Origin of the sequence: Pseudomonas sp. DE0010 (assembly GCF_007680745.1) — a bacterium.
Lineage (GTDB): Bacteria > Pseudomonadota > Gammaproteobacteria > Pseudomonadales > Pseudomonadaceae > Aquipseudomonas > Aquipseudomonas parafulva_B.
In genome coordinates, this window is the sequence record NZ_VEJQ01000020.1 from 1 (window position 1) to 20654 (window position 20654).

The 20654-nt window shown below is 60.7% G+C and carries 17 protein-coding genes and 2 pseudogenes; 7 read left to right on the forward strand and 12 right to left on the reverse strand.

All coding sequences use genetic code 11. The annotated features are described in order from the left end of the window. Positions 1-799: 799 nt before the first annotated feature. The 3 genes from FS767_RS15480 to FS767_RS15490 all read right to left on the reverse strand — a co-directional run bounded on the left by FS767_RS15480 (position 800) and on the right by FS767_RS15490 (position 5176). Positions 800-1372, reverse strand: a complete 573-nt coding sequence (locus FS767_RS15480; protein ID WP_256674278.1) for a polymorphic toxin type 44 domain-containing protein — start codon at positions 1370-1372, stop codon at positions 800-802. Between the two features lie 49 nt (positions 1373-1421). Next, positions 1422-1814, reverse strand: coding sequence for a hypothetical protein (locus tag FS767_RS15485; protein WP_144966674.1), 393 nt, complete (start codon positions 1812-1814; stop codon positions 1422-1424). A 434-nt stretch (positions 1815-2248) separates the two neighbouring features. Then, positions 2249-5176 carry an aminotransferase gene (locus FS767_RS15490; RefSeq protein ID WP_144966676.1) on the reverse strand — a complete coding sequence of 976 codons (2928 nt, stop codon included), beginning with the start codon at positions 5174-5176 and terminating at the stop codon, positions 2249-2251. Between the two features lie 400 nt (positions 5177-5576). Between FS767_RS15490 and FS767_RS23535 the strand changes: the two are divergent. Together FS767_RS23535 and FS767_RS23540 are read left to right on the forward strand one after the other, a co-directional pair. Next, positions 5577-6152: pseudogene (locus tag FS767_RS23535) on the forward strand (PAS domain S-box protein); the annotation flags it as partial. 105 nt (positions 6153-6257) lie between these two features. Then, positions 6258-6689 (forward strand): annotated as a pseudogene (locus FS767_RS23540) (methyl-accepting chemotaxis protein); the annotation flags it as partial. On the opposite strand, the gene FS767_RS15500 reads toward FS767_RS23540, so the two are convergent. After that, positions 6670-7050 carry a MerR family DNA-binding protein gene (locus FS767_RS15500; RefSeq protein ID WP_144966680.1) on the reverse strand — a complete coding sequence of 127 codons (381 nt, stop codon included), beginning with the start codon at positions 7048-7050 and terminating at the stop codon, positions 6670-6672. The pseudogene FS767_RS23540 and the gene FS767_RS15500 sit on opposite strands and share 20 nt — an antisense overlap. An 87-nt stretch (positions 7051-7137) precedes the next feature. On the opposite strand from FS767_RS15500, the gene FS767_RS15505 reads away from it, so the two are divergent. Beyond that, the gene (locus FS767_RS15505; protein ID WP_144966682.1) at positions 7138-7569 is read left to right on the forward strand and encodes a hypothetical protein; all 432 of its coding nucleotides are present in this window, start codon (positions 7138-7140) and stop codon (positions 7567-7569) included. A 70-nt stretch (positions 7570-7639) separates the two neighbouring features. On the opposite strand, the gene FS767_RS15510 is transcribed toward FS767_RS15505, so the two are convergent. From FS767_RS15510 to gloB, 7 genes are all read right to left on the reverse strand, one after another. Continuing rightward, a complete protein-coding gene (locus FS767_RS15510; RefSeq protein WP_144966684.1) occupies positions 7640-9247 on the reverse strand; it encodes an ABC transporter ATP-binding protein in 1608 nt (535 codons plus the stop codon). A gap of 1 nt (position 9248) precedes the next feature. After that, positions 9249-10268: an ABC transporter permease gene (locus FS767_RS15515; RefSeq protein ID WP_144966686.1), complete on the reverse strand. Its 1020-nt coding sequence runs from the start codon at positions 10266-10268 to the stop codon at positions 9249-9251. Between the two features lies 1 nt (position 10269). Further along, positions 10270-11343, reverse strand: coding sequence for a microcin C ABC transporter permease YejB (locus tag FS767_RS15520; protein ID WP_023534831.1), 1074 nt, complete (start codon positions 11341-11343; stop codon positions 10270-10272). Position 11344: 1 nt separating this feature from the next. Beyond that, positions 11345-13180, reverse strand: coding sequence for an extracellular solute-binding protein (locus FS767_RS15525; protein WP_144966688.1), 1836 nt, complete (start codon positions 13178-13180; stop codon positions 11345-11347). Then, complete coding sequence (locus tag FS767_RS15530) at positions 13177-15006, reverse strand: extracellular solute-binding protein (protein WP_144966690.1); 1830 nt, start codon at positions 15004-15006, stop codon at positions 13177-13179. Before FS767_RS15530 ends, FS767_RS15525 begins: the two co-directional genes overlap by 4 nt. 129 nt (positions 15007-15135) lie before the next feature. Beyond that, positions 15136-16566, reverse strand: a complete 1431-nt coding sequence (locus tag FS767_RS15535; protein ID WP_144966692.1) for a lytic transglycosylase domain-containing protein — start codon at positions 16564-16566, stop codon at positions 15136-15138. 100 nt (positions 16567-16666) lie between these two features. After that, a complete protein-coding gene (gloB, locus tag FS767_RS15540) occupies positions 16667-17446 on the reverse strand; it encodes a hydroxyacylglutathione hydrolase (protein ID WP_144966694.1) in 780 nt (259 codons plus the stop codon). 86 nt (positions 17447-17532) lie between these two features. Between gloB and FS767_RS15545 the strand changes: the two genes are divergently transcribed. The 3 genes from FS767_RS15545 (at position 17533) to dnaQ (ending at position 19627) form a co-directional block, all read left to right on the forward strand. Beyond that, positions 17533-18306: a class I SAM-dependent methyltransferase gene (locus tag FS767_RS15545; RefSeq protein ID WP_144966696.1), complete on the forward strand. Its 774-nt coding sequence runs from the start codon at positions 17533-17535 to the stop codon at positions 18304-18306. 13 nt (positions 18307-18319) lie between these two features. After that, the gene (gene rnhA / locus FS767_RS15550) at positions 18320-18766 is read left to right on the forward strand and encodes a ribonuclease HI (protein ID WP_023534768.1); all 447 of its coding nucleotides are present in this window, start codon (positions 18320-18322) and stop codon (positions 18764-18766) included. Positions 18767-18922: 156 nt separating this feature from the next. Then, entirely contained in the window at positions 18923-19627 is a 705-nt protein-coding gene (gene dnaQ, locus FS767_RS15555) for a DNA polymerase III subunit epsilon (RefSeq protein ID WP_240928597.1), read from the forward strand. A gap of 80 nt (positions 19628-19707) precedes the next feature. Here the strand turns inward: dnaQ and FS767_RS15560 are convergent, their stop codons facing one another. Beyond that, complete coding sequence (locus tag FS767_RS15560; protein WP_023534782.1) at positions 19708-19926, reverse strand: hypothetical protein; 219 nt, start codon at positions 19924-19926, stop codon at positions 19708-19710. A gap of 155 nt (positions 19927-20081) precedes the next feature. Between FS767_RS15560 and FS767_RS15565 the strand changes: the two genes are divergently transcribed. After that, on the forward strand, positions 20082-20642 hold the full coding sequence (locus FS767_RS15565; RefSeq protein ID WP_144966700.1) for an NADPH-dependent FMN reductase: 561 nt from the start codon (positions 20082-20084) through the stop codon (positions 20640-20642). Positions 20643-20654: the final 12 nt, after the last annotated feature.

Consider the following 20654-nt stretch of genomic DNA (forward strand, 5'->3'; position numbering starts at 1 on the left):
AGGCATCCATGCCTGTCACCTCCCTCCGCAAGACCTGCGTTCGGCCTTCTGAAGTCGCGAAGATCAAAAGCAAGATCCAAAGCCAAAGCAAGATCAACAGCAACAGCAACAGCAACAGCAAAAAGTTGACAATGTAAGGTCAGGAGTTAATACATGGCGTGCGAGCAGAATCAGGGTTCGCGTCGTTGCTTCATTAACGTGTGCTTGCCCAGACACTATGGTTAAGTGAGTTTCTGCCTGAAGCATTGCTGACTGAGTCGGGTCGGGTTTCCCTTGTTTCTATAGGCTAAGCGATAGCGCAGTTAAGATTATGACTTTGATAGTCAGAGGGGTATCCGTTTCTCCCGCTGGGCACGATTTTTTGCAGCACTGGTGTGCCGTATATTACCTCCATTATGGCATCCGTGCCTCCAGTTCGAACTTCACCTCATTCAAGTTACCTTCGACCTTGTAATAGGCCGTATTGTGAAATTCGTAGATCTTATTTAGGGTGCGTAGTTTTACGGAACGTCCGGTAATCTCGTGGACCGCACCCGTACTTCTCGTCACCAAAAAAGGGACTGAATCTTTGCTTCTCTGTAAGGCGGCTTCATGACTGGGCTGGACCTCCATCACGAAGTACCTGTACACATGAGGGACTGTAGCGCCCCCACCACTGTACCGAACTTCATAGATGGCGCCGTTCTCTCCGACACGGGACACGGAAATGATTTCATCGGGATCTGGCAAAGTACGGTTGGATGCATAAATGTAGATCATCTGGCCTAGGCAGAGCAGTGTTAATAACCAGAGGCAAATCCTAGTGTTCTTTGGACTTGGCATAATCAATACCTGCTTTAATCCATGCTTGATCTACTGGATCGTCACCGTATGGCGCCTCTGCCCACCAAGCGTCGAAATCCGCTTGCGATGTGCCTGAAACCAACTGTGCAGCCCCCGCAGCTCTTAAAAGGACGGCTTCGGATATCCCGCTTGCAGTACCTGTAGCACCATAATTGAAATTTCCAAAGCTTTCAAACTGCGGGCCCAGCTGCTTGTAATCCCACTCACCACGATTACGCACTTTCTTATAAAACCAGCTCAGTAGAAAAGCGGTACCACCATTCTTGAAGTGCTCTTTTTGAGCTTTGGATTCTTCGAGGTTCTGGTCAAGTGATACACCTGGGGGTGGAGAAGGATACTGATTCAGACGAATCTGTTCCATTGCCACGCTTAGTGCTTCCGCTGCGCGGATATTTTGTGTGCTTTCGATAGCTAAAAGGGTTTCTACACGCGCTCGTAGACGTTGTGCTATTTCAGTGTAAATTTGAAAAAGTTTAACAGCTTGTAAACTGTCCGCCCAGTCCGCTAGGCGCTTTTGGTCGACTACCACCTTGTAGCCTTTGGCGCGTACAAAGCTGGAGGGTTTGGCACTGGCCGGATCAAAGCCGTGATTGCTGGCGAAACGCAGTGCAATGGCGTTTTTTTTCAGTGGCGGTTGATTCTTTGGCCATGTAGAGTTTGATTAATAAATTTTTCTCGTTCCTGACAATATTGATGGGTGTTAATATGTCGATGGTCGTGTTTAGTCCGCCTGCCTCCAAGATGTCAGCATCTAGTTCGGCATCCAATGCGTTTAAGTTTTCATCATGTTGCTGATTAATTTCATTTTCTTTCTGTGTCATCCAGTCTTGGACATATTCGTTAGCGCGAATCAACCAGTCCAATGTGTCCTGTGCTTGGGGGTCAAGAGGTTCCACAGCTGGACGGACAGTGAGTGGCGAAAAATCGGCACGACGATCAGTAATGACCGTGGCAGGTAGCTCTCTTGGCATTTAAATGACCATTATCTAGATGTTACGTTTGAGTGGGGTGCCGTGAGGTTGCTCTCGGCTCAGGAACCTTAAAAAATAACCCGGGCGCACGCAAGATAATGAGATAAAACGAAACATATTCCTATTGCGGCTTCTGTGTCTATTCTGTTGTAACAAGAAGAAACGGATACGCATTTAGTTGTGTAGAAAGTTTTCTTCAATGCAGTGTCATGGCTCCTGGCCAAGTATTTAGATGCTGTACAGCGCGTCCCACGACTTATTATTGCAGGCGATAAATGCACCTTGACTTGGCTGGGCACACGTCACGATAGCGCGGTGCCCAATTCACACTACTGATGCCGCTAGACAGGTCAGCCGCCTAGCCACTTGGGTCGCCCGCGTGGCCGCGGGCCCATATGGACGGCTCAAAGATTCAGGCCAACAGGCCATCCCCCTCACACTCCCTGCGAAAGCACCCGATCGATACAGTCCACAAAATAATCCACACTCGCCCGCGTGGTGCACATCGGCGGTTTGATCTTCAGGATGTTCAGGTAATCGCCCGTCGGCTGCATGAAAATCCCCAGCTCGCGCAGACGGTCACACAACACCATGGTTTCCTCGGACGCAGGTTCCAGTGTATCCCGGTCGCGCACCAGTTCCAGCCCCAGATAAAAACCCGAACCATGCGCCGCCCCCGCCAAGGGGTGCTTGTCGACCAGCGCTTGAAGCTGGGCCTTGAAATAGCGCCCCGTCTCGCGGGCGTTGTCCCACAGGCCCTCCTGCTGCAACACATCCAGTACCGCCATGCCAATGCGGCAACTGACCGGGCTACCGCCGGCAGAGGAAAAGAAGTAACCCTCAGCCTCCAGCGCCTCGGCGATTTCGCGACGCGTGATCACCACCCCCAGCGGCTGGCCATTGCCCATGCCCTTGGCCATGGTGATGATATCCGGCACCACGCCTTGCTCCTCGAAACCCCAGAAATGTTCCCCTAGACGGCCATAGCCCACCTGCACTTCGTCGGCGATGCATACCCCGCCGCGTGCGCGCACCTTCGCATAGGCCGCTTGCAGGTAGCCTGGCGGCAAGGCAATGCCGCCGGCATTGCCATACACAGGTTCGCAGATGATCCCAGCCAGCTGGCGCCCGTTCGCATCAAGTTCGGCCAGCCGGTTATCGACGTCGCGCAGGTAGTCAGCAGCGCTGTCCGGGCCTCGGAAACGGCCGCGGAACGTGTTGGGGGCTTCGACCGGGTGCACCCAGGCGGGGCGGGTTTCCAGGGCCTGCGGGTTGTCGGCAATGGACGTGGAGATCGCATCGGTCGCCACCGACCAGCCATGGTAGGCCTCCAGTACGCTGAGCATGTCGCGTCCACCGCTGTAGGCCCATGCCAGGCGGATCGCCAGGTCATTGGCTTCGGTACCGCTGTTGACCATGAACACGCGGTCGAATCCGTCGGGCGCCAGGGCCAGCAGGCGTTCGGAAAATTCGGTGACGGCGGCGTAGTGGAAGCGCGAATTGGTGTTGAGCAGCGACCATTGCCGTGCCGACTCGGCCGCCATGCGCGGATGACCGTGCCCGAGTACGGCCACGTTGTTGAGCATGTCCAGGTATGAGCGACCTTGCAGATCGATCAGGTAGTTGCGCCAGCCGCGCTCGATCTGGGGTGGGTCTGGGTAATAATGCTTCTGCGACCGGGCAAAACTGGCCTCGCGTCGAGCCAGTAACGCGTGAGGGTCTGGCAGGGCGTCTGCGTTGCAGTCCAAACCCAGTAAGCCCGCAGGGGAAGGGCATAGGGCCAGCCATGCTGGCGCGTGGGAGGGCGCGGCGAAGAACGGCGGTTCGAGGCTGCTGTCCAGGCATAGCTGGACGCTGAGCCTCTCGCCGCTGTTGCCCACTGCATCGCCCTTTCGCAACCATTGCCCATCGGCGGGGGCCTGTGCCAAACCATTGAGCCACAGGTCCCATGAGGAGGTGCGCAAGTACCCGCTATGTTCATCTACAGACCGCCATGTGCCGTCCTCCGGCGCCTGCACGGCCGTGCCAGGCTCCAGTTTCAGCTCCACCCCCAATGCGCAGGTTGCCGGTTCTTCGCTGCGATCAATGTGTGTCTGGGACAAGCGATACTGCCCATGCAACGTGCACGCTGGCGCTGACTGGGCTGCCAGCAGGCGCTGGTCGAACCCTGGCACCTCCCAGTTGCCGGCATCGCAGTGCACGCTCAGCACCCCCAAATCGAGGCGGGCGACAGGGTGGCCAGCCACGGTAGGTAGCAGCGGTGCGCAATCATCGAAGCGGGGGGCCGAAGGCGCCAAGCCAGCTGCCTGTAAAATGGCGACTTCCATCAGTGCCAACGGTGCGGCCTGCGCAGTCTCGAAAATCTGCCATTCATGGGCGGCGTTATCGCGAATGTAGTGGTTACCGGGGTCGATGGCCTGCTGTTGAGCGCTGCTGAGCACCAACACGATTGCACGGTTGAGCACCAAGGGCCACAACGCGCGTAGTTCTGCCTCGGTCAGCGGATTGACCGCCTGATAGGCACTGACGGCGGCGAGCACCCTGAAGGGGTCGCCGTCGGCATGATGCAGCAGCGCTGCGCAGGTCACCGACAGATCGGCAACGCGCCAGGTGCGAACCAGGTCGCCGAAATCGATAAGCCCCTGCAGTTGCCACTGGCGCTGCGCATCTTGAGCCCAGACGGTGTTGTCATCGGTGATGTCCAGGTGCACGGCCTGGATGGGCAACTGCTTCATCAGCGGGGACAGGCGGATGGCAGCGGCTCGTGCTGCCTCGCTCAGCCGTCCGCGTAGCCTGGGGTCTTCCACCTGTGGCAGCAGGCGGTCAATCAGTGCCGGGGCGTGCCTGGGGTCCCACTGCAGCGTGCGCGCCAGACCTTCGTGGTCGAAATCTGCAAGGGCCCTGTCGACCCGCGCGCAGAGCTTGCCCATCGCCTGGATCACAGGGGCTGGAAGCCACCCGCATCGGGTCAAGGGCTGTCCTTGCAAGTACTCCAAGACCCGGACCCTTAGCGCCTGCCCTTCGATATCCAGTGTCAGCAGGGTGTTGCCAGTCTTTGCGGCAACCACCGAAGGCACTGGCAAGCCCTGGTCACGCAGCACACCCAGCGCAGCATGCTGAGCGTGCAGCTCGGGCTCGGCATAGCTGGCATGGCACGCCTTGAGCACGAACTTGCCCTGGCCAGTATCCATAAGCACATTCAGATCCTGTTGACTGCCCAGCGGCTGTAGTTCACCGCAGAGGCCGTAGTGCTCCGAGAGCAGTTCACGTGCCTGGGAGGGTGCTAGACAGGGCGCTGGCAGGCTCACACGTTCTGTGATCTGGCGAAGGACGGTGGCGGCATCAAGAAGACGTGTAGGCATGGGTCGTACCGGGTCATAAGGAGACTGACGTTATTTATGCGCGTTCTGGACGATGAAGAAAGACGATTGTCTTCAGTTTTTTTGAAAACCTTCCACGCGGCAGCGCGGAGCAAAGGCCCTTGCATTCTACTTGTACACAGGTGATTTCTTGTACAGAAAGGTGATGTCTGGATGATGGCGTCCTTCGCCGCGCCTTCGTCCTGTTCAATCACATTTATTAAGCCTTTCTATAGGAACGACCGCCGTATCTTCGAGTCGAAACGGCATCAGGGACGTGATGGCTAGACCCCAGGTACCCCATTGGACCGCGCTGTGGGTCTGTACAAGTATTGACTGATCTGTCACACGTAAGCAGTGACAGTACGCTGGTGCTGACGCACCCCACCCTCAGGTGACCCCCATGTTCAATCGGCAACTCAAAGCTACCTTGGCCGCCCGCGAAACCGAACTGGCTACGCTTCGCCAGCGCCTGGACGTTTTGGAAAGCGGCGCGTTCCTGCGCCTTGATGCACAACGTCGCGCTCTGGAATGCAGCCCGGCGTTCGCCACCGCCTTGGGCGTTTCGCCCGAAGCGGTGGTAGGGCAGCCACTCGGGAACTGGCTGGCGGCTCCTGCGCAAGAAAGCCAGGCGCTGCTGGAGGCCCTGTTGCGCTCCAGCGCCATCATCCAGTTCGACCTTGAGGGCAAGGTGCTGGCCGCCAACCCCAACTTCCTGACGGCGTTGGGTTACCGCCTGGACGAAGTGGTGGGGCAGCATCACCGCATGTTCTGCAGCCCTGATGAGGTCAAGAGCGAGGCATACAGCAACTTTTGGCGCACCCTCAACGCAGGTCGCTACGTGACCGGGCGTTTCAAGCGCCTGGACCGCCACGGGCATGAGGTCTGGCTCGAGGCCAGCTACAACCCGGTCAGCGATGCCAGCGGCAAGCTGGTGAGGGTGGTCAAGTTCGCTTCCTTGGTGACCGACCAGGTGCAGCGTGAAGAGGCCGTCAAGCAAGCGGCGCAGGTGGCGCTGGAGGTGTCGCTGCAAACCGATGGCAGCGCCAGCGAAGGGGTCGTGGTCATGCAGGAAGTGGGGCAGTCCATGCAGGGGGTCGCGCGTCAACTGCAGTCGGCCGGTGACACCATCAGCGCGCTTGGCCAGCAATCGACGGTGATCAGTGCCATCGTCCAGACCATTGGCGCCATTGCATCGCAAACCAACTTGTTGGCGCTCAACGCAGCCATCGAGGCGGCGCGGGCGGGTGATCAGGGGCGTGGCTTCGCCGTGGTGGCAGACGAGGTGCGCAAACTGGCCGGTCGTACCAGCGCGGCCACGGCGGAAATTGATGCGGTGGTGGCACGTAACCAAGCGTTGGTGACCCAGGCCGTGGGCGAAGTGCAAAGCAGCCGTGCCGAAGCGGCTAACGGCCTGCAGCTGGCTGACCATGCAGGGCATGTAATCAGCAGTATCCAGGAAGGCGCCAAGCGCGTGGTCGGCGCTGTCGAGCGGGTCAGCAAGGACCTGCGTTAGCGTCCTGCAGGTCCGGGCGCAGGGGGCAGGCCAGCTCCAGGCGGTGCAGCAAGGCTGCACGCAGCCCCTGCAGGTCGGCCATGCGCTGCTCGATGAGCGCCAGTTTATCGCGCAACAATGCTTCAACGGCTTGTGCCGGCTCGCTAGCGCTCCACAACTGCTGCACGTTGCTGCCAATTTCGCTGAGGCTGAACCCAAGCTGCTGCGCGGTACGGATGAAGCCGACCAGTTGTACGGTGTCATCGGCATAGTCCCGATAACCGTTGGGCGAGCGCTGGGCCTTGATCAAGCCCCGGGCCTCATAGAACCGCAGGGTATCGCGGCTGACCTCGCAGCAGGCGGCAAGTCGACCAATTCGCACAGCAATCTCCTTCTTGGGGTGCTTGACCCTGGAGCATACTCCAGGCTTTAGCTTAGGGCCTTCTTTACTTGAGGAAGGCGTTCGACGATGTGGAGCAAGGCCCAATACCGCAAGCTGGTGCGTACCAGTGGTTATTACGATTTGCTGATGACCATCGGTTTTGCGACCCCATGGACATTCGTCTGGTTGCACGGCTGGCTGGGTGACATGCACGCCTCCCTGGGGCTTTCCGGTGAACTGCCGGTGTTCGAGCCGATGCACATGTTGATGGCCAACCTCATGGGGTCGATCGTCTGCGTGTGGGCGTGGCTGCGCATACGTCATCCTCAAGTGCGGTTCGGACGTTATGATGCGGCCGGTCGCGTGCTGTTCAGTACCTGGCAGCTCTATGCGCTGATGCACGGCGGTTCAGTGCTGATCTGGGGCATCCTGGTGATGGAAGTGGTGTGGGCAATTCTGCAATTGATGCCCGTCACCGGTCGTTGTCAGGCGCAGTGTGAAACGCCCGCCGCCGCCTGACAGCGTGTCAAACCGACGCGCCCTGTAGAAGAGCGCGCCGGGCCGGGACACGGTTAACGCGCCGTGGGCGTTAACGGGCTTCAGGCTGCAAGAACGCGGCCTCCAGCAGTTGCTGGGTGTAGGGGTGTTGCGGGGCCTGAAAGATGGTTTGAGCATCCCCTTGCTCGACCACATGGCCTTGCTTGATCACCATCAGTTGATGGCTCAAAGCCTTGACCACTGCCAGGTCGTGACTGATGAACAGGTAGGTGAGGTTGTATTTCTGTTGCAGGTTGCGCAGCAGCTCAACCACCTGGCGCTGTACCGTCCGGTCCAGCGCGGAGGTGGGCTCGTCCAGCAGGATCAGCGCCGGCTTGAGCACCAGGGCCCTGGCGATCGCGATGCGCTGGCGCTGGCCGCCTGAGAACTCATGGGGGTAGCGATGGCGCGTCTGCGGATCCAGTCCGACCTCCTGCAGCGCTGCGATGATGGCGGCTTCCTGTTCCTGGGCGGTCCCGATACGGTGGATGCGCAGGCCTTCACCCACGATCTCGGCCACGCTCATGCGGGGGCTGAGGCTGCCGAACGGGTCCTGGAATACCACCTGCATTTCCCGCCGCAGGGGGCGTACGGCTTGCTGGTTCAGCCCTTGCAGTTCTTTCCCGTGGAAGCGGATGCCACCTTGGCTCCCGATCAAGCGCAGAATCGCCAGGCCCAGGGTCGACTTGCCTGAGCCCGACTCGCCCACGATGCCCAGGGTCTGCCCCTGGGGCAGGCTGAAATTGATACCGTCCACGGCTTTGACGTGGTCGACGGTGCGGCGCAGCAAGCCTCTCTTGATCGGGAACCAGACCCTCAGGTCATCCACTGCCAGCAGTGGCGAGCCGGGGATGTTGTGCGCTGGCAAACCGCTGGGTTCGGCGTTGATCAGCATCTGTGTATACGGGTGCTGTGGGGCATCGAATAGCGTGGCGCAGTCGGCTTGCTCGACGATCTGCCCCTGCTGCATCACGCACACCCGGTGCGCGATTCGCCGTACCAGGTTCAGGTCGTGGCTGATCAACAACAAGGCCATGCCCAGGCGCGCCTGCAGCGCCTTGAGCAGGTCAAGCACCTTGAGTTGCACGGTTACGTCCAGCGCGGTGGTCGGTTCGTCTGCAATCAACAATTCTGGCTCGTTGGCCAACGCCATGGCGATCATCACACGTTGACGTTGCCCGCCCGAGAGTTCATGGGGTAGCGCCTTGAGGCGCTTGCGCGGCTCTGGGATGCCGACCATCTCCAGTAACTCAAGGGTGCGAGCGGTGGCCTGCTTGCCGGTCAGCCCCTTGTGGATGAGCAGTATTTCGTTGATCTGCTTTTCGATGCAGTGCAGCGGGTTGAGCGAGGTCATCGGCTCCTGGAAGATCATCGCGATACGGTCGCCACGAATGCGCTGCATGCTCCTTTCGTTCTGCTGCAGCAAATCCTTGCCTAGGTAGCGGATCGTGCCACCGGGATGACGCGCCAGGGGGTAGGGCAGCAAGCGCAGGATCGAGTGGGCAGTCACCGACTTGCCCGAACCGCTTTCTCCGACCAGCGCCAGCGTTTCACCTTTGCGGATGTCGAAGCTGATGCCGTCGACCACCCGGTTGGTGTGCTCGCCGTTCACGAACTCGACGGCAAGGTCGCGCACTTCGATCAGGTTTTCTTCGCTCATGTCACTTCCTCGGGTCGAAGGCGTCGCGGGCGGACTCGCCGATAAATACCAGCAGGCTCAGCATCACGGCCAGCACGGCAAATGCGCTGATGCCAAGCCACGGCGCCTGCAGGTTGGACTTGCCCTGCGCAACCAATTCGCCAAGCGACGGAGCGCCCGGAGGTAGCCCGAAGCCGAGAAAATCCAATGCGGTCAGCGTGCCGATCGCGCCGGTGAGAATGAACGGCATGAACGTCATGGTCGAGATCATGGCATTGGGCAGGATATGCCGGTACATGATCGCGCCGTTGCGCATGCCCAGTGCGCGCGCGGCGCGAACGTACTCCAGGTTGCGTCCGCGCAGGAATTCGGCGCGGACCACGTCCACCAGGCTCATCCAGGAAAACAGCAGCATGATGCCCAACAACCACCAGAAATTGGGCTGCACGAAGCTGGCCAGGATGATCAGCAGGTAGAGCACTGGCAAGCCGGACCAGATTTCCAGGAAGCGTTGCCCTGCCAGGTCCACCCAGCCACCATAGAACCCCTGCAAGGCACCGGCGATCACGCCGATGATGGAGCTGAGCACGGTCAGGGTCAGGGCGAACAGTACCGAAATGCGGAACCCGTAGATCACCCGTGCCAGCACGTCGCGCCCTTGATCATCGGTGCCCAGCCAGTTGTCGGCTGAGGGGGGAGCGGGGGCGGGCACGCGCAGGTCGTAGTTGATGCTCTGGTAGCTGAACGGTATGGGTGCCCACAGCACGAAGCTGTCCTTCTTGGCCAGCAGGTCGCGCACGTAGGGGCTCTTGTAGTTGGCTTCCAGCGGGAACTCACCGCCAAACGTGGTTTCCGGGTAACGCTTGAAGGCAGGGAAGTACCACTGGCCGTCGTAATGCACGGCAATGGGCTTGTCGTTGGCAATCAGCTCGGCGCCCAGGCTCAGCCCGAACAGGATCAGGAACAGCCACAGCGACCACCAGCCACGGCGGTTGGCCTTGAAACGCTCGAAGCGACGACGGTTCAGGGGGGACAAGGCCATGTCAGTGCTCCCGGCTGGCAAAGTCGATGCGTGGATCGACCAAGGTGTAGGTCAGGTCGCCGATCAGTTTCACCACCAGCCCCAGGAGGGTGAAGATGAACAGGGTGCCGAAGACCACCGGGTAATCGCGGTTGATGGCCGCTTCGAAACTCATCAGGCCCAGCCCGTCGAGGCTGAAGATCACCTCGATCAGCAGCGAGCCTGTGAAGAAGATGCCGATGAACGCCGAGGGAAAGCCTGCGATCACCAACAACATGGCATTACGGAACACGTGGCCGTACAGCACCCGTGACCGGCTCAGGCCCTTGGCCTTGGCGGTGACCACATACTGTTTGTTGATTTCGTCGAGAAAACTGTTCTTGGTCAGCAGTGTCATGGTGGCGAAGTTGCCGATCACCAGGGCCGTGATCGGCAACACCAGGTGCCAGAAGTAATCGAGGACCTTGCCCGTGGTGCTCAGCTCATCGAAGTTGTTGGAGGTCAGGCCGCGCAGTGGGAACCAGTCGAAATAGCTGCCGCCGGCGAACAGCACGATCAGAAGGATCGCGAACAGGAACGCCGGGATGGCATAGCCCACGATGATTGCCGAGCTGGTCCACACATCGAAGTGACTGCCATGGCGAACCGCCTTGGCGATCCCCAGGGGGATCGAGATCAGGTACATGATCAACGTGCTCCAGAGCCCCAGCGAGATCGATACCGGCATCTTCTCCAGGATCAGGTCGATGACCTTGGCGTCACGGAAGAAGCTGTCGCCAAAATCCAGCCGGGCATAGTTCTTGATCATGATCCACAGGCGTTCGGGCGGCGATTTGTCGAAGCCGTACATGCGCTCGATCTCCGCCACCAGCGCAGGGTCCAGGCCTTGGGCACCCCGGTAGTTGGAGCCGGCCACCGACACCTCGGCGCCCCCACCTGCGATTCGGCTAGTGGCGCCTTCGAACCCTTCGAGCTTGGCGATCATCTGCTCTACGGGACCGCCAGGAGCGGCCTGGACGATGATGAAGTTGATGATCAGGATGCCGAACAATGTGGGGATGATCAGCAGCAGTCGCCGCAGGATATAGGCCAGCATGTCAGTTGGCCTCGCTGGCAGTGGCCTGGCTTGCCTTGGGCGATGTGCCGGGCTTGAGCCACCAGGTGTCGATGCCGATGTCGTACTTGGGCGAAACCTTGGGGTGACCGATGTGGTTCCAATAGGCCACGCGCCAGGTCTTGATGTGCCAGTTCGGAATCACGTAGTAGCCCCACAGCAATACCCGGTCCAGGGCGCGGCAGTGGTCGATCAGGCTCTGGCGCGACTCGGCGTTGATCAGGCCATCGACCAGTTGGTCGATGGCAGGGTCACGCAGGCCGATGAAATTGCGGCTGCCGGGGTTGTCGGCGGCCGCGCTGGACCAGAATTCCCGTTGCTCGTTGCCAGGGGAGTTGGACTGGGGGTAGCCGCCGACAATCATGTCGTAGTCGCGCGAGCGCAGGCGGGTGATGTACTGAGACACATCGACCCGGCGGATGTTGAGCTCGATACCCAGGTCCGCGAGGTTGCGCTTGAAGGGCAGCAAAACGCGCTCGAACTCGGTCTGGGCAAGCAGAAACTCGATGCTGACCGGCTGGCCGTTGGTGTCGACCATCTTGTCGTCGACGATTTTCCAGCCCGCCTCCTGCAGCAACTTGTAGGCTTGGCGCTGCTGCTCCCGGATCATCCCGCTGCCGTCGCTGACCGGGTTATGGAAGGCCTGGGTGAAGACCTGCTCAGGCACCTGGCTGCGCACCGGTTCGAGGATTTTGAGTTCGCCAGGGCCGGGCAGGCCACGGGCCGCCATCTCGGAGTTCTCGAAGTAACTGCCGGTGCGCGTATAGGCGCCGTTGAACAGCTGCTTGTTGGTCCATTCGTAGTCCAGCAGCAGGCTCAGCGCCTTGCGCACGCGTATATCCTGGAAGACCGGCCGGCGGATGTTGAAGATGAAGCCTTGCATGCCGGTGGGGTTGCCATTGGGCAGCTCCTCCTTGATCAAGCGGCCGTCGCGCACGGCCGGCACGTTGTAGGCTGTGGCCCAGTTCTTGGCGCTGACCTCCAGCGCATAGTCGAAGGCGCCGGCCTTCAGTGCCTCCAGCGCAACCGTAGTGTCGCGGTAGGAATCGAAGGTCATGGCGTCGAAGTTGTAGAAACCACGGTTGATGGGCAAGTCCTTGGCCCAATAGTCCTTGACCCGCTCATAGCGCACCGAGCGCCCGGCCTTGACCTCGGCCACCTTGTAGGGCCCGCTGCCCAGCGGAATTTCCAGGTTGCCGCGGTTGAAGTCGCGCTGCGCGTACCAATGCTTGGGCAGCACGGGCAACTGGCCGAGAATCAGCGGCAGTTCACGGTTGCCCTTGTGCTTGAACTTGAACACGACCTTGAGCGGGTCTTCGGCGACCACCTCGGCCACGTCCGCGTAGTACTGACGGTACAGGGGGGCACCGTCCTTCATCAGTGCATTGAAGGTGAACACCACGTCTTCGGCGCGCATGGGATGGCCATCGTGGAACCGCGCCTCGGGGCGCAGGTAGAAGCGCACCCAGCTGTTGTCAGGCGCCTTCTCGATCTGTCGAGCGACCAGGCCGTATTCGGTGAAAGGCTCGTCCAGGCTCTGGCGCATCAAGGTGTCGTAGATAATGCTGATGTTTTCGGCAGATACCCCCTTGTTGATGAAGGGGTTGAGGCTGTCGAACCCACCAAAGCTGGACTGGCGGAAGGTGCCACCCTTGGGAGCGTCCGGGTTTACGTAATCGAAGTGCTTGAAATCCGCTGGGTATTTGGGCGGCTCGTCGTACAGGGTGAGTGCGTGCTGCGGCGCTGCCAGCGCGGGAAGGCTCAGGCAGGCCAGCAACAGGCTGCCGGCCAGCCGGCGCAAGGAATGCGTGGGCGTCATTGGGCTTTCTCCGAAGTCTTGATCCACCAGCTGTTCAGCCCGAGGGTATAGGGCGGCGTGGTGACGAAGCCGAACCGATTGCGGTAGGCCAGGCGGTGGTTGTCGAGGTACCAGTTGGGAATCATGTAGTGCTGCCATGAAAGCACGCGGTCCAGCGCTCGCGCGGCTGCGACCTGGTCATCACGGGTGCGCGCCGCCAGCAAGGTGTCGAGCAGATGATCGACCACAGGGTCGTCAACCCCGGCGTAGTTCTTGCCGCCCTTGGTGGCCGCCTGGCTTGAATGGAAGTACAGCCACTGCTCGAGGCCCGGGCTCAGGGTCTGGTTCAGGGTCATCAGAATCATGTCGAAGTCGAACTGGTCCAGTCGCTGTTTGTACTGGGCGCGGTCCACGGTTCGCAAGCGCGCGTCTACACCGATGCTGGAGAGGTTTTCGACATACGGCTGCAGGATGCGTTCCAGGTTGGGGTTTACCAGCAGCACTTCCATGCGCAGCGGTTGGCCCTTGCTGTCGACCAGGCGCTGACCCTTGAGTGTCCAACCGGCCTCCGCCAGCAAGGCTAGGGCCTTGCGCAACGTCTGCCGGTCGATCCCGCGCCCGTCCGTGCGGCTGACCTGGTAGGGTTCGGTGAACAGCTTGGCCGGAAGCTGGTCGCGAAACGGGGCCAGCAACAGCCATTCCTTGCCCTGGGGCAGGCCGGCGGCTGCGAATTCACTGTTGGGGTAATAACTGGTCGAACGGCGGTAGGCGCTGCTGAACAGCGCACGGTTGGTCCACTCGAAATCGAACATCAGGCCCAGCGCCTGGCGCACCCGCGGATCGCTGAAGGTGGCCCGACGGCTGTTCATGAACAGGCCTTGGGTCTGGGTCGGGATGCGGTGGGGGATCTGCGCCTTGATCACCTCGCCACGCCGTACGGCGGGGAAGGTGTAGCCGTTGGCCCAGTTCTTGGCCTGATGCTCGATGTAGATGTCGAACTCGCCTGCCTTGAATGCTTCGAAGGCAACGGTCGAATCGCGGTAGAACTCGTACTCGACACGGTCGACGTTGTACTTGCCGCGATTGACCGCCAGATCCTTGCCCCAGTAATTTTTGACGCGCTCGAAAACCAGGCGCCGGCCTGGCTGTACCTGGGTCACCCTGTAGGGCCCGCTGCCCAGCGGGGGCTCGAAGGTGGTGGCCTTGAAGTCGCGTGTGCGCCAGTAATGCTGGGGCAGAACGGGCATTTCCCCAAGGCGCAGGATCAGCAGCGGGTTGCCGGCACGCTTGAACACGAAGCGGATACGCAGCGGCCCGAGAATGTCCACCCGCTGAACTTCCTGCAGGTTGGTCCGGTAAAGCGGATGGCCTTCCTTGAGCAGTGTGCGGAAGGAGAAGGCCACGTCTGCCGACGTGATGGGCTTGCCATCGTGCCAGCGGGCTTGCGGGCGCAGGTTGAACACCACCCAGCTGCGGTCCTGGCTGTATTCGACCGAGCGGGCGATCAGCCCATAACTGGAGGTCGGCTCATCGCCCGAGGGGTCGTACTGGCCAGTGCCCACCATGAGGGTTTCGTTGAGTTCGTTGACCCCATACTGTTGAAAGTTGGGCGTGCTCACCGGGCTCGTACCCTTGAAGGTATAGGGGTTGAGGGTGTCGAACGTACCGAAGGCCATCGCCCGCAAGGTGCCACCTTTGGGGGCTTGCGGGTTGACCCAGTCGAAATGGGTGAACGAGGCCGGGTACTTGAGCGTGCCGAACTGCGCGTAACCGTGGCTTTCGCTTACGGTTGCGACGGCGGGAAAGCTCAAGGCCAGGCTGAGTGTAAGAAGGAGGGGACGTATCAAGTCGGCATCCGATCCAAAGGCATTGGGCTTTGATCGGGCTACAGTAACAGTTTGCACTGGCGCGGCAAGCGCCAAACGGCAAGAAAACACAGGTACGCGCACGTACGGGTGTCCCCTTGCCGCCAGGGGTCAGTGGCCGACGTAGACGGTCAGGGTCTGGCCTGGTTTCAGCGCATGGCCACTGCGCGGGTTCCAGCGCTTGAGGTGGGTCATCTCGACATTGAAGCGTTTGGCCACCAGATACAGCGAATCGCCCTTGCGCACCTTGTATTGAGTAGTGCGTTTTGCCGAACTGGCGACCCGGTTGGCGGCGCCACTGGAGGCTTTGCCGCCGCGCAGGGCTAGCACCTGGCCTGCGCGCAGGCTGCTGCCCGAAAGGCGGTTCCAGCGCTTGATGTCCGCAATGGAGACACGGTTGGCCTTGGCGATGGCCCCCAGGTTGTCACCACGCCTGACCTTGTAGCTGCGCGCGGCTACAGGCGCCTGGGCTTCGGCCACGGCGCGAGCGAAAGCTGCCTTGGGGGGCTGAAGGGTGACCAACTGCTCGGGGTTGAGGTTGGAAAGGCTGGCCGAGAGCAACTGCGCCTTGGCCGTGGGTACCAGCAACTGCTTCGGGCCATCGACCGTCATGCGCTTTTTAAAGGCTGGGTTCAGCTGGATGAGTTCGTCTTCGTCGATGTCGGCGAAGGCAGCCACCCTCGTCAGGTCGAGCCGGTCGTTGATCGCGACGGCCTCGAAGTACGGTTCGTTGGCAATCGGCGTCAGGTTCACGCCGTAGGCTTCAGGCGTGGAGACTACCTGTGACAAGGCCAGCAGTTTCGGCACATAGTCACGGGTTTCCTGAGGCAGTGGCAGGTTCCAGTAGTCGGTGGGCAAGCCCAGCTTCTCGTTGCGCTCCATTGCCCGGCTGACCGTGCCTTCGCCAGCGTTGTAGGCCGCCAGCGCCAGCAGCCAGTCGCCGTTGAACATGTCGTGCAGGCGCGTCAGGTAGTCGAGCGCGGCGTTGGTCGAAGCGGTGACATCGCGGCGCCCGTCATAGAAGTTGGTCTGGCGCAGGTTGAAGTGCCGGCCGGTGGCTGGCATGAATTGCCACATGCCGGCTGCACTGGCGCGTGAGTAGGCCATTGGGTTGTAGGCGCTCTCGATCGCTGGCAGCAGGGCCAACTCCAGTGGCATGCCGCGCTCTTCGAGGCGTTCGACGATGTAGTGCAGGTAGAGGCTGCCACGCTCGCCAGCACTTTCGATGAACGTCGTGTTGCTGGCAAACCACAGGCGCTGCTGATCGATGCGCGGGTTGACGTCGCGGTATTCCTGGAGCACGAAGCCCTGGCGCATGCGTTCCCAGACATCCCGAGGCGCTTGCTCGACCGGCTTGACCAGCAACGGTGCGGGTCTGGGCTTGATTCGCGCTTGCTGGCTGTGCGCACGGACGCTATCGGCTTCGTCGAGCTGACGCGTGCTCTGGCAACCCACCAAGGTGGCGGCCAGCGCGAGCGCACTGACCTGGGCCAGGCGCGTCAGCGCGACGGAATGAGAGGTTCTGCGGCTTCGGGAAGACATCGGCGGGCACAGGTATCCGGGCAAAAAATTTCGGCGATTCTAGGAACCGCTCCGGACCGGGTCAACCTCTGACCGCCACTTGCGATATATCTTGGGGTTATCAGAAGCTATCTTTCCAAGACCTCAAGGCAGCAAAAACAGCGACATGCGAGGTGTTGGAATGTCCCTTCCATTCGTCTGCTTTTTGTTTAACAGATGTTTCAGCGGTACGCAGGAAGGGGTTGGTCAGCCGTTCCAGGGCAATGGTGGTGGGCAATGTGATGCGATCTTGCGCACGCAGCCGAGAAACCGCTTCGAAGCGCTTCAATACATCTTCATTCCCAGGTTCCACGGCCTTGGCGAAACGCAGGTTGCTCAAGGTGTATTCATGGGCGCAGTAGACCTGGGTCTCGGCTGGCAGGGCTGCCAGGCGGGCTAGCGCCGGTTGCATCTGCTCGGCAGTGCCCTCGAACATGCGCCCGCACCCGGCTGCGAACAGGGTATCGCCACTGAACAGTACAGGTGTAGCCGCGCCAGCGTTGAAGAACGCGATATGCCCCAGCGTATGGCCCGGCACGGCAAGCACGTCATACACCTCTCCCAGCACCGTGACCTGATCGCCATCGTCCAGTGCCACATCCCTGCACGGGATGCGCTCGTTGGCTGGGCCGAACACTTGCGCGCCAGTCAACGCCTTGAGCCGCTCCACCCCGCCCACATGGTCGTTGTGATGGTGAGTGATGAGCATGGCGGTCAGCTGCCACCCAGGGTGAGCGGCCAGCCACCGTTCCACTGGGCCAGCATCGCCAGGGTCGACCACCGCGCAGTGGCGTTTGGCAGTATCCTGTAACAACCAGATGTAATTGTCCGAGAAAGCGGGCAACGCTTCGATCTGTATCATGGTGGGAATCCGATTCGCCTTGCTTGGCACATGAAGGCATCTTAGCCGCGATGGCGCGGTGGGAGAACCTTCCGAGGAATTGCACAATGACCGACCAAGCCTTCGCCCAGGCCGACCCGGACTGGGTCAAGCTGATCAGCCTGGCCCGTGAGTGGTTTCAGGGCCCGCTCGGCCAGTTGATGCTGCACGAAGAACAGAAGCTGCTGGAGGAAGAGCTGGGGCGCTTCTTCGGTGGCTACCTGGTGCACTACGGCCCTTGCGCCGATGCCCCGCCCAGTGCGCCGAAGGTCCAGCGCAACGTGCGCCTCGGCGCACCGCTGCCGGGGGTGGAGATCGTCTGCGAGGAACAGGCCTGGCCGTTGAGCGAGCACGCGGCCGATGTGGTGGTGTTGCAACACGGGCTGGATTTCAGCCTGTCGCCCCATGGGCTGCTGCGTGAGGCCGCCAGCGCCGTGCGCCCCGGCGGCCATCTGCTGGTCGTTGGGATCAACCCGTGGAGCAGTTGGGGGGTGCGTCACCTGTTCAGCCGTGGCGCTTTACGCAAGGCTCGCTGCATCTCGCCTTCGCGACTGGGTGACTGGCTCAATCTGCTGGGCTTTGCCTTGGAGAAACGCCGCTTCGGGTGCTATCGTCCGCCGCTTGCTTCGCCTGCCTGGCAGCAGCGCCTGCAAGGGTGGGAGCGCATGGCGGGCGGGTGGCAGAGCGCTGGCGGCGGTGTCTATGTGCTGGTGGCGCGCAAGATGGTCGTGGGCCTGCGTCCGCTGCGGCCCCAGCGTCGCGAGCCGATGGGCAAGTTACTGCCGTTGCCATTGGCCAAGGTCAACCGCACCTCGGTGACCCCCGATCCCGATAAGCAGTGAATACGAGTGGTACATGAGCGATAGCGTCGAAATGTTTACCGATGGTGCCTGCAAGGGCAACCCTGGCCCCGGCGGCTGGGGTGTGCTTATGATTTTCAAGGGCGTTGAAAAAGAGTTGTGGGGCGGCGAACGTGAGACCACCAACAACCGCATGGAGTTGATGGCCGCCATCCAGGGGCTCATGGCGCTCAAGCGTGAGTGCGAGGTCGTGCTGACGACTGACTCGCAGTACGTGATGAAAGGCATCAACGAGTGGATGGTCAACTGGAAAAAGCGTGGCTGGAAGACCGCGGCCAAGGAACCTGTGAAGAACGCCGACCTGTGGCAGTTGCTCGACGAACAGGTCAACCGCCACAAGGTGACCTGGAAGTGGGTGCGCGGCCACATTGGCCACCCCGGCAACGAGCGTGCGGACCAGCTGGCCAACCGTGGCGTGGACGAAGTGCGCGCCCGGGCCTGAAGCGCTGAACCCGATGCCAGGTGCGAAGGGGGCACAGCGCTCGCCTTCAGCCTGCTGTTATACTGCGCACCTTTGTAAGCGATGCAAGTTGGAGTCCCCCAGGTGGAGCAACAGCAAGACAAGCGGTTCGTTATCCTCGATACCGAAACCACGGGTATGCCGGTCAGCGAGGGGCACCGCATCATCGAGATCGGCTGCGTCGAGGTGGTCGGCAGGCGCCTGACAGGCAGGCACTTTCACGTCTACCTGCAGCCTGACCGCGAAAGTGACGAGGGCGCGATCAACGTCCACGGCATCACTGACGCCTTTCTGGTTGGCAAACCTCGCTTCAGCGACGTAGCCGAGGAGTTCTTCGCGTTCATCCAGGGCGCCACGCTGGTCATCCACAACGCAGCGTTCGACGTGGGGTTCATCAACAACGAGTTCGCGCTGCTGGGCCAGCAGGACCGTGCCGACCTGTCCCAGCACTGCACCATTCTCGACACCTTGTTGCTGGCGCGGGCGCGTCATCCGGGGCAACGCAACAGCCTGGATGCCTTGTGCAAACGCTACGATATCGACAACTCGGGGCGCGAACTGCACGGCGCGCTGCTCGACGCCGAGCTGCTGGCAGATGTCTATCTGGCAATGACCGGCGGCCAGACCAGCCTGTCGTTGGCAGGGCATGGCAGCGATTCGGACGAAAACGGGCAGGGCAGTGGTGGAGCTGATATTCGCCGCATCAGCGGACGTGCGCCGGGTCGGGTCATTCTGGCCGCATCGGATGAGCTCGAAGCCCATGCCGAACGCCTTGCAGCGATTGCCAAGTCCGCCGGCGGTCCATCGCTCTGGCAGTCGCTGACTGAGCCTTCAGCTGACTGAAAAAATTACAGCCTGCTCAACCAGGGCCGCCAAGCGATCCAGACATGATTGAGCAGTGATGGGCTAAGGCCGTCTTCCTGTCATGGGATACGAATGATTTCGACACCGGTGCGGGCAAGCTCGAATCGATTTTCACCCAGATAGTTGACGCGGTCGCCGATGGCAAGGCGGTAGGTAGTGATAGGTGCGCCGGTCGTGCTGCCGTCCAGTTGCAGGGTAGATTCCTGGAACTCGTGCACGGGATAGATACGGCCTTCGGCGTCGCGGGCATGGAATTGGCCGACCATTACTGCTGCCATTTGGGTGGAACCCTCTGAATTGCGTAGGAAATGTCTGTAGCAGTAGACCTTCCAAGGGCAAGGGAAGTTTTCGCGGCCAGGAAAAAAAACCAAAGCAGCGCAAAACGGTCATCTATAACTACATCGTCCCTGAAAACGTGAAGTTGGAGATTGCCATGACCCAGGTCTATTCGGTTGCCGTCGTCGTCGGTAGCCTGCGCAAGGATTCCTACAACCGCAAGGTGGCCCGCGCGCTGTCTGAGCTGGCGCCGTCCAGCCTTGCACTGAAGATCGTCGAGATCGGCGACTTACCCATGTACAACGAAGACCTGGAAACCGATACCCCGCCATCTGCCTGGACACGCTTTCGGGAGGACATCAAGGGCAGCGATGCGGTGCTCTTCGTCACGCCAGAGTACAACCGGACCATGCCAGGCTGCCTGAAAAATGCCATCGACGTGGGTTCAAGGCCTTACGGGCAAAGCGCGTGGGGCGGTAAACCGGCAGCCGTGGCGAGCGTGTCGCCAGGCGCGATCGGCGGCTTTGGTGCCAACCATTCGGTGCGTCAGTCTCTGGTGTTTCTGGACATGCCGTGCATGCAGATGCCGGAGGCCTACATTGGCGGCGCTGCCAGTTTGTTCGATGAGTCAGGCAAGCTTAACGACAAGACCCGGCCGTTTCTGCAGGGCTTCATCGACAAGTTCGCGTCTTGGGTGAAGCTCAATCGGTCCGTATGACGGTGGGCTAGG

What these genes read in the sequence shown, in the direction of transcription:
- FS767_RS15515 (WP_144966686.1), bottom strand. Translation starts at nt 10,268, where the DNA reads ATGGCCTTGTCCCCCCTGAACCGTCGTCGCTTCGAGCGTTTCAAGGCC.
- dnaQ (WP_240928597.1), top strand. Translation starts at nt 18,923, where the DNA reads ATGCCGGTCAGCGAGGGGCACCGCATCATCGAGATCGGCTGCGTCGAG.
- FS767_RS15535 (WP_144966692.1), bottom strand. Translation starts at nt 16,566, where the DNA reads ATGTCTTCCCGAAGCCGCAGAACCTCTCATTCCGTCGCGCTGACGCGC.
- FS767_RS15560 (WP_023534782.1), bottom strand. Translation starts at nt 19,926, where the DNA reads ATGGCAGCAGTAATGGTCGGCCAATTCCATGCCCGCGACGCCGAAGGC.
- FS767_RS15545 (WP_144966696.1), top strand. Translation starts at nt 17,533, where the DNA reads ATGACCGACCAAGCCTTCGCCCAGGCCGACCCGGACTGGGTCAAGCTG.
- FS767_RS15485 (WP_144966674.1), bottom strand. Translation starts at nt 1,814, where the DNA reads ATGCCAAGAGAGCTACCTGCCACGGTCATTACTGATCGTCGTGCCGAT.
- FS767_RS15520 (WP_023534831.1), bottom strand. Translation starts at nt 11,343, where the DNA reads ATGCTGGCCTATATCCTGCGGCGACTGCTGCTGATCATCCCCACATTG.
- FS767_RS15565 (WP_144966700.1), top strand. Translation starts at nt 20,082, where the DNA reads ATGACCCAGGTCTATTCGGTTGCCGTCGTCGTCGGTAGCCTGCGCAAG.
- gloB (WP_144966694.1), bottom strand. Translation starts at nt 17,446, where the DNA reads ATGATACAGATCGAAGCGTTGCCCGCTTTCTCGGACAATTACATCTGG.
- FS767_RS15490 (WP_144966676.1), bottom strand. Translation starts at nt 5,176, where the DNA reads ATGCCTACACGTCTTCTTGATGCCGCCACCGTCCTTCGCCAGATCACA.
- FS767_RS15505 (WP_144966682.1), top strand. Translation starts at nt 7,138, where the DNA reads ATGTGGAGCAAGGCCCAATACCGCAAGCTGGTGCGTACCAGTGGTTAT.
- FS767_RS15525 (WP_144966688.1), bottom strand. Translation starts at nt 13,180, where the DNA reads ATGACGCCCACGCATTCCTTGCGCCGGCTGGCCGGCAGCCTGTTGCTG.
- rnhA (WP_023534768.1), top strand. Translation starts at nt 18,320, where the DNA reads ATGAGCGATAGCGTCGAAATGTTTACCGATGGTGCCTGCAAGGGCAAC.
- FS767_RS15510 (WP_144966684.1), bottom strand. Translation starts at nt 9,247, where the DNA reads ATGAGCGAAGAAAACCTGATCGAAGTGCGCGACCTTGCCGTCGAGTTC.